Origin of the sequence: Nitrosomonas sp., assembly GCF_040240425.1 — a bacterium.
Lineage (GTDB): Bacteria > Pseudomonadota > Gammaproteobacteria > Burkholderiales > Nitrosomonadaceae > Nitrosomonas.
In genome coordinates, this window is record NZ_QPHG01000006.1 from 117,251 (window position 1) to 125,501 (window position 8,251).

General features: G+C 48.6%; 8 protein-coding genes. 4 read left to right on the forward strand and 4 right to left on the reverse strand.

Annotation, left to right across the window (positions count from 1 at the left end; translation table 11 throughout):
- Positions 1–238 precede the first annotated feature (238 nt).
- Genes purM through DU481_RS03750 form a run of 4 tightly spaced genes read left to right on the forward strand, consistent with a single transcriptional unit; the run spans position 239 to position 4,035 of the window.
- On the forward strand, positions 239–1,297 hold the full coding sequence (gene purM, locus DU481_RS03735; protein ID WP_350132695.1) for a phosphoribosylformylglycinamidine cyclo-ligase: 1,059 nt from the start codon (positions 239–241) through the stop codon (positions 1,295–1,297).
- 23 nt (positions 1,298–1,320) lie between these two features.
- Positions 1,321–1,959: a phosphoribosylglycinamide formyltransferase gene (gene purN, locus DU481_RS03740; RefSeq protein WP_350132697.1), complete on the forward strand. Its 639-nt coding sequence runs from the start codon at positions 1,321–1,323 to the stop codon at positions 1,957–1,959.
- On the forward strand, positions 1,956–2,672 hold the full coding sequence (locus DU481_RS03745) for a DUF3108 domain-containing protein (RefSeq protein ID WP_350132699.1): 717 nt from the start codon (positions 1,956–1,958) through the stop codon (positions 2,670–2,672). The genes purN and DU481_RS03745 overlap by 4 nt, the downstream gene beginning before the upstream one ends.
- 37 nt (positions 2,673–2,709) lie before the next feature.
- Complete coding sequence (locus DU481_RS03750) at positions 2,710–4,035, forward strand: RsmB/NOP family class I SAM-dependent RNA methyltransferase (protein WP_350132701.1); 1,326 nt, start codon at positions 2,710–2,712, stop codon at positions 4,033–4,035.
- Between the two features lie 3 nt (positions 4,036–4,038).
- Here the strand turns inward: DU481_RS03750 and DU481_RS03755 are convergent, their stop codons facing one another.
- From DU481_RS03755 to DU481_RS03770, 4 genes are all read right to left on the reverse strand, one after another.
- Entirely contained in the window at positions 4,039–4,677 is a 639-nt protein-coding gene (locus DU481_RS03755) for an ABC transporter substrate-binding protein (protein ID WP_350132703.1), read from the reverse strand.
- Positions 4,655–5,782, reverse strand: coding sequence for a glycosyltransferase (locus DU481_RS03760; RefSeq protein ID WP_350132705.1), 1,128 nt, complete (start codon positions 5,780–5,782; stop codon positions 4,655–4,657). The genes DU481_RS03755 and DU481_RS03760 overlap by 23 nt, the downstream gene beginning before the upstream one ends.
- Before the next feature lie 50 nt (positions 5,783–5,832).
- Complete coding sequence (gene hpnH / locus DU481_RS03765) at positions 5,833–6,951, reverse strand: adenosyl-hopene transferase HpnH (RefSeq protein ID WP_350132707.1); 1,119 nt, start codon at positions 6,949–6,951, stop codon at positions 5,833–5,835.
- 449 nt (positions 6,952–7,400) lie between these two features.
- Positions 7,401–7,907, reverse strand: a complete 507-nt coding sequence (locus DU481_RS03770; RefSeq protein ID WP_350132709.1) for a peptidoglycan-binding domain-containing protein — start codon at positions 7,905–7,907, stop codon at positions 7,401–7,403.
- Between the last annotated feature and the right edge of the window lie 344 nt (positions 7,908–8,251).

Genomic DNA, 8,251 nt, shown 5'->3' on the forward strand with positions numbered 1-8,251 from the left:
GTACGTTAATCAATCTACCCTTGCCACACTGTATACTGATAGAACTTCTTTTACTTCAACTGCTTCTTGAGTATAAGTCAAACCGGTGCAATAGCAAAATATAGAGTCAATCCAAACAATCCCCGGGAACTCCATCACCGGACGGAGATTTTTATCTGCGCGCACCATGCGCATCGCTCATTTGCGGTAAAATCCAGTTTTGCCGGTAGCATTCATATTAACCGCATGGGAATCCAAGTTGACTTCATCCAAATCTGATCATCCGAACACAACGCCATTATCCTATCGGGATGCCGGGGTCGACATCGACGCGGGCGACCGGCTGGTTGAAAATATCAAGCCGTTGGCCAAACGCACCCTGCGGCCCGAGGTACTCACCGGTATTGGCGGTTTTGGCGCATTATTTGAGATTTCCAAGAAATACCAACACCCGGTGCTGGTTTCCGGTACCGATGGCGTGGGCACCAAGCTGAAACTTGCATTCCAGCTCAACCGGCATGACACCATCGGCATTGATCTGGTGGCGATGAGTGTCAACGATATTCTGGTGCAAGGCGCGGAGCCGCTGTTTTTCCTGGATTATTTCGCCTGCGGAAAATTGCAGGTGGAAACGGCAACGGCAGTGATCAGCGGTATCGCACGCGGCTGCGAACTCGCCGGTTGCGCATTGATCGGCGGGGAAACGGCGGAAATGCCGGGCATGTACCCGCACGATGAATACGACTTGGCCGGATTTGCCGTGGGCGCGGTAGAGAAGGAGCGGATTATCAGCGGCGCGACGATACAAGCGGGCGATATCGTGCTGGGCGTTGCCTCCAGCGGCGCACATTCCAACGGTTATTCGCTGATCCGCAAGATTATTGAACATAGTCACGCCGACTTGTCCGGAGACTTTCACGGCCAGCCCCTCGCCGATGTCATCATGGCGCCAACGCGCATTTACGTCAAACCATTGCTGGCGCTGATCAATCAATTGCCGGTCAAGGGCCTGGCGCATATCACCGGCGGCGGCTTGGTGGAAAATGTGCCGCGTATTTTACCCGATCAACTTGCGGCGATTTTACACCGGGATGCGTGGGAAATGCCGCCGTTGTTCCGTTGGTTGCAGCAGCAAGGCAATGTCGCCGAGCATGAAATGGCGCGCGTGTTTAATTGCGGTATCGGCATGGTGATCGTTGTCGCGCCCGAGCATGCCGATACCGCGCTAAGCAGTTTGCATGCGGCGGGAGAAACCGCATGGCGGATTGGGGAAATCAAGTTGCGTGCGGCTAATCAACCAGCCACCGTACTCGTATAAACCTTTATTCCGGCAACTGCATCATGAAATCACTGGTCATTCTGATCTCCGGCCGCGGCAGTAATATGCAGGCGTTGCTGGAAGCGAAATTGCAGGTGGATCGCATTACAGTGATCAGTAACAATCCCCATGCAAGCGGACTGGAAATTGCACGGCAACTGGGTGTTGAAACTTTGATTCTGGATCACCGCGATTTTCTAGACCGCCAGACATTCGATGCGGCATTGGCGGAAAAAGTAGACACCTGTCAGCCAAAACTGATTGCACTGGCCGGCTTCATGCGTATACTTAGCGATCGCTTTGTACAACGTTACCAAGGCCGGTTAATGAACATTCACCCTTCCTTACTCCCTGCTTTTCCTGGATTAGGAACACATGCGCGGGCGCTGCAAGAAGGCATCCGGATTCATGGCTGTACGGTGCATTTTGTCACGTTGCAGCTGGATCACGGCCCGATTGTGATTCAAGCGGCTGTCCCGGTATTACCGGGTGATAGTGAAGAAACGCTGGCTGCTCGTGTCTTACAGCAAGAACACCGCATTTATCCGCAGGCTGTCCGCTGGTTTATGGAAGACCGAATTCATTTGAACGGAAATCAGGTTGAAGTGACTGGCGCCAACGTCAATGAAGTTGCACTTTTTTCACCAGGATTGCCGGAATGAAATGTGCGGCATTGCTTTTTCTGCTGGGATTGCTCAGTTTCCCGGTTATGGCGACGGATTTGCCGTCACGCATCGAAATTAAATATGCGGTGACGACTGATATCGGCGAAGGGGAGATTGATGAAGTGATGGAGATCAAGCACGTCGATGGCAAAGCGCATTATTCGATCAACAGCGAAGCACAAGCCACCGGCATGTATAAACTCATCGAACCGAATAGCATCATGCGCCATAGCGAAGGCTTCATCACCAAACATGGTTTACGGCCCATGCGCGCTTATGAAAAACGCGGTAAAAAACAACCCAGCGTCGCAGAATTTGACTGGAATAACCATATCATCACACTCAATCATCAAGGTCATCATGCCAAGGAAAAATTGCCGGATGGTACGCTCGATCGTCTCAGCCTGTCGTACAACTATATGTTTACCGAGCTGCCGAAACACCATGTTGACCGGTACGTTACCAATGGCCATAACCTGCGGTTAACACGCTATACCATATCGAAAGAAACCCTCAACACACCGATCGGGAAAATGGAAACAATGGTATTAACCCGACAGGAAGAAAAGCACTCCAAGCTTAAGAGGAAAGTATGGCTAGCGCTGAACAATCACATGCTACCCGTACGTATTGTCTCGGTCGAGGATAATGGCCGGGAAATCGACAAAATAGTGACCGAAGTTAATATCAGCTATAAACCCGATCATTAATTCATTTGTTTAGCTGACAATTCACCACTGGAAATCAATGCATTTAACACCTCCTCAATTGGACGCGGCCATCGTCGCCATGCGTACCGTACTGCCGCTGCAATATCCTGCCGATGCCATCATGCGCCGCTTCTTCCGGGAAAACCCCATGCTCGGCGGACAAGACCGGGCATTCATCGCGGAAACCGTTTTTGGCATTTTACGCCACCGCTTTTTTCTCGAAAGCCTGACAAACGGTATAACACCACGGGCCTTAGTGCTCGCTTATCTGGCTAAATTTCAAGGCATGAACTTGCGTGAATTGACACCGCTGGTCAGCGAAACGGAAAGCAAATGGCTGGCGGAAATCAAAGGCAGCAAACCGGATGCGTTACCGTTAGCCATCCAGGCGGAATTTCCTGCGTGGGTGGTGGAAAAATTGCAGCACGGCATGCCGGATAGCGATATTCTTGATTTGGGACTTTCCTTGCAACAACCGGCGCCACTGGATTTGCGGGTGAACACTATTCTCGCCAAGCGCGCTGAAGTGCTTGAAACATTGGCTCAGGAAGGAATCGAAGCACAAGCAACACCTTATTCCCCCTGCGGCATCCGCCTCATCGGGAAGCCTGCGATCAATCGCCACGCGCTCTTCTTATCGGGAAAAATAGAAGTACAAGACGAGGGCAGCCAGTTACTCGGCTACTTACTGGCGCCGAAGCGGGGCGAAATGGTTGTCGATTTCTGTGCAGGTGCTGGTGGCAAGTCCCTGCTATTGGGCGCCTTGATGAATTCCAAAGGACGTCTTTATGCGTTTGACGTTTCGGAAAAAAGATTGAGTAATCTTAAACCCCGCTTCAAGCGTTCCGGTTTGTCGAACTTGCATACGCAACGCATTGCCGATGAGAATGACAGCAAGATCAAAAGATTGTCGGGAAAAATAGATCGCGTATTGGTCGACGCGCCATGCAGCGGTCTCGGTACCTTGCGGCGTAACCCGGATTTAAAGTGGCGTCAATCCGCGCAGAGCATCGAAGAATTGAAGGCAAAACAAGCGGCCATTCTGTCCGCCGCTGCCGGTCTGCTTAAACCCGGCGGCCGGTTAGTCTATGCGACATGCAGCTTCCTGCCGGAAGAAAACCAAGCCGTTATCGGCGATTTTCTTGCCACACACCCGCAATTTACTGTACTGAACTGTGCAGAATTGCTATCGCAACAGAAAATACCGCTCAATACCGGGGAATTCTTACAATTATCCCCACGGCTGCATCAAACCGATGGCTTTTTTGCAGCCGCTTTAACTCGGGCAGAAACAGCAGAAACAGCGAAGGCAGCAAAAACGGATCATAAACCAGAACCCGTCAGCGAGACTGAGGTGGTCTGATGGTTAGTTCTGCTGCTGAGCTAAAGTTATTTTCTCCTTCAGCAGTTCTATCAATGCAGCAAACCCATCCAGTTGCAAAATGGCACGATATTCTCCGCGTTTTATGGCAAGGTCGCTCACGCCGTCAAACAGGATGTTGGCGATCTGCCAGTGTCCCTCAGTCTGATGTAATACGTAATCGAAATTTACCTTACCACCATCGGATTTTGTCAGCTGGCTGCGCACCAGAGTTTGATCACGTGGCAAGGTGCGTTGTTCGATGATCTTGAACTGCTCTCCCTCGTATTGGGTAAACCGGCTGGCGTAAGTGGCAATACTCAATTGGCGGAAAGTGCTAACAATCAATTCTTGCTGCGTTTTGTCCAACTGTGACCAGTAAGTCGCACCGAGTATGGTTTTGATGATCAGATCAATGTCATGAGATTGATCAATGACCGGTTCGAGAAATTTATAGCGCCCCTCATACCCCAACTTCTCACCTTCACGCATGACTTGGAGCAGAGAAGATTGCAATTGCTCGATAACTTGTTCCGGGTTGTCCGAAGCAGCGCCGGATGCACTCAATACTGGAGCTGTAGATAATAGCAGCACCAGCATCAGGCATCCCGCCAGCAGCAATTTAATAGTTTGTTTTACTTTCATAATGACGATCTTTCCAACGAGCACGCTCCCCGCGCCAGTAGCGCAGTGCCGATGTCCAGGTCATGGCAAGATACAAAGTGCCGATTGCGGGCAACGCCAGCCCCCAGAGCGGAGAACGATGATAATAAGTTAAAGTTGGCGCATAGGTAAAAAACATAGCCATCCATGCCAATGCGCTCACGGTATAGGCTTCCACTGATGACAGCAAAAATGCAAGCGGCGCGGCCCAAAACATCGAAGTCATTAGTAATGTGCAGACGATGAGCAAATTCAGCGAGTATTTTAATTGCGTGAAAGCGGTACGAGCGACCATTTCCCAAATCGGCTGCAATGCATGATAACCCCGATGACTCCGCGCCGCATGACTGAGTCCGATATAAGTGCGCAAACCTGCCCGTTTGATATGAGCAGCTAAAGTGCAATCATCGATCAGCGCATTATGCAAATTGGCAAACGCCCCGGTAGAGCGCAATGCTTGTGTTTCTACCAGAATACATCCGCCCGCTGCTGCTGCAATGCGGGATTGCGGTTTATTCGCCAGACCGAAAGGATACAACAGCTTAAAGAAAAATATAAAGGCTGGCATCAGTAAGCGTTCGATGAAGTTTATCATCGGCGGTTCAGCCATCAATGACACCAAAGCTAGATTCTCAGCGCGTGCTTTGCGCTGTAACTCACCGGCAATTCCTTGGGCCAGTTCGATATCCGCATCCAGTAGCAAGGTGTAGGGGGTTTTAACTTCCCGCAATCCTTGCTCCAGCGCCCATAATTTGCCGCTCCACCCAGCAGGCGGCGCCGTACCGGATAATACCTGCGCACCGCTGCGCCTTGCTTGTTCAGCGGTATCGTCGCTGGATTGATCATCGATCACAATGATACGCACATTGACGCCTTGTGCTCTGACACCATTGAGTGTATGCCCGATATAAGGACCTTCGTTGCGCGCCGGAATCAGCACGGTGATATCGCCCAGGTCTTCACCGGATTGGAATAATGCTGGCGCCTCTATCTTCTCACGCGTGCTCCAGGGGCGCCACGGAAGCAATGCCAGCGCCACCCAGCATATAGCACCGAAAACAGATGCGTATAGTACTAAGTCCATCATTATTTTAGATAGATTCTAAAAATAAAAGCCAATCTCAGTACCTGCATCTGTTATTTGTCTATCAGTGTGACCGCTATGTCTGAAAGCTTCTTGGATGCTTTGCTTTCCTCAGTTGCCCACTTAGGCGTAGGCTCAGCAACCATAGGACCGGTCGTTCTGGGTCCTCTCATCGCTGCCACCATCGCTTTCCATGGCCGTTGGAGGGTATCTTCTACCGCAGTCGCTTCATATCCGCAGTGGGCCATGCATTGTGCGCATTTTGGATTATTTGCCGTACCGTATTTTTCCCACGGCGTATCATCGAGAAGCTCTTTGAAGGTTTTTGCATAACCTTCGTCAGACAACAAATAGCACGGTTTCTGCCAACCGAATACATTGCGTGTCGGATTTCCCCATGGCGTGCACTCATAGTCCTGATTTCCGGCCAGATAATCCAGATATAGCGCGGAATGATTCAATCTCCATTTGCGCTTTAATTTTTTACCCAATTCAAAAATGCCGCGGAATAATACTTTGGTATCCTGGCTTTTAATGAAAACATCTTGCTGCGGGGCTTTCTCATAGCTAAAGCCCGGTGCGATTGTGGCAGCTTCAACACCCAGCTCCATGGCATAATCGAGAAATTCGGCCACATCCTTTGGTGTTTCGCCTTGGAACAGCGTGCAGTTAACTGTCACTCTGAAACCTCTCTCCAGTGCCAGCTTGATTGCTTCAACCGCACGATCAAAAACGCCATCCTGGCAAACTGAGGCATCATGCCGTTCTTTCATACCATCCAAATGGATGGAGAAAGTCAGATAAGGTGACGGTGTATAGTCATCGATCCGTTTCTTTAACAACAGCGCATTCGTACATAGATAAACATATTTCTTCCGTTTAATAATGCCCGCAACAATCTGTGGCATTTCTTTATGAAGTAACGGTTCACCGCCCGGAATTGATACCATGGGCGCGCCACATTCATCGACTGCCTCCATGCACTCTTCATACGAAAGACGTTGATCGAGAACATCTTCCGGATGAGCAATCTTTCCGCACCCGGCGCAAGCCAGATTACAGCGGAATAAAGGCTCCAGCATCAGCACCAAAGGATATTTTTTAACCCCTTTTAACTTCTGTTTGATTAGATAAGTGCCAACTGCAATCTGTTGACGTAAAGGAACTCCCATGAGCAAAACCTCCAAAAGTACTTCAAAAGCAAATTAATGACTAATGCTACTGAACGAAATTTAACAAAACCATACCGCGTAATTAACGCAAATCTTATCCGAAAAATACTGCCACAAATGTAGTCAGTCTGCACCATACGGCGAAACTCAACTTATGCTAAGGAATTTAAAAACTAAAGTAGATACTCACAACCAATGACTATGGATATTGCTCAGCATCTTTAGATCTATAATTACCTGAATAAACTCTGAAACCGGATTTGAAATTTGACTATAAAACATGGTTGTTCGTATAGCAAATATTTTTAAATCAGCCGGAAAATTGAGAACCAGCATCAATAGTTACAACGCAAAATAAATTTCCTGATTATTGGAAATTACCTGATCCATAAAAATACACCAAGAACCATGGATCCTTGGTGTATAAATCTCAAGCTGTAAATTGCCGCTTAGAAATCAACACCCAACGCGCGTAGCGTTCTTTTGGTGATTTTACCGGTTGGAATGTCATTTTGTTTTTGGAAGCTTTCAATAGCTGCCACTGTTTTAGCGCCACTGACCCCATCTGCCGGACCAGGATTAAATCCTGCACTTGCCAGTGCTTGCTGTATTTTCCGCATAATTGCCGGGGTCACTTTCACCACATCATCACCATCATCCACTGATTGTGCGGCTGCGGTGCTTGGCTGAGCTTCCTGAGTCGAAGCTGCTGATTCTATGCTCTGTATACTTTGCAATTCTTCAATCTTAGCTGCGGGTTCAGCTGGGGCCGGAGCAGGTGCTGCTGCTGGAGCAGGGTCTGGCGCCGCTGCCGTAGCAGCCGGTGCTGCCGCCGCATCTTTGTTATCTTTAGGAATTGGTTTCTTTTCAAAAATTGGCTTACAGCCAAACAATAATCCCAATGATAACAAAAGAATAGTATAAGCCACTAACTTACTGATCTTACTAGATTTCATTGCTACCCTCCATAGTGAAAATGTATATGTGAAACGTCATTAAATTTGCATCAAGACATACTTCAATGACAAGCTTTTTTAACTTCAGCGCCTTATTTAATTAGTCCTTAAAGTTACCACAACATGTTTTTTTATTTATTGTTACTCGGACTAACTTATCATGTTGCGATGTGAACTATCACACTTTTCGGCGCATAACGCAATCCGAATAAACTATTTAATGATGAGCTGTAAGAATTCCTAGCGTTGTTTACAGTATTCAGGAGAATACTGCAGATGAACATACACAAACGCACTCGCTTAACATTATTGGATCGTCAGGAAATCTGGCAGCTTTATCAAAC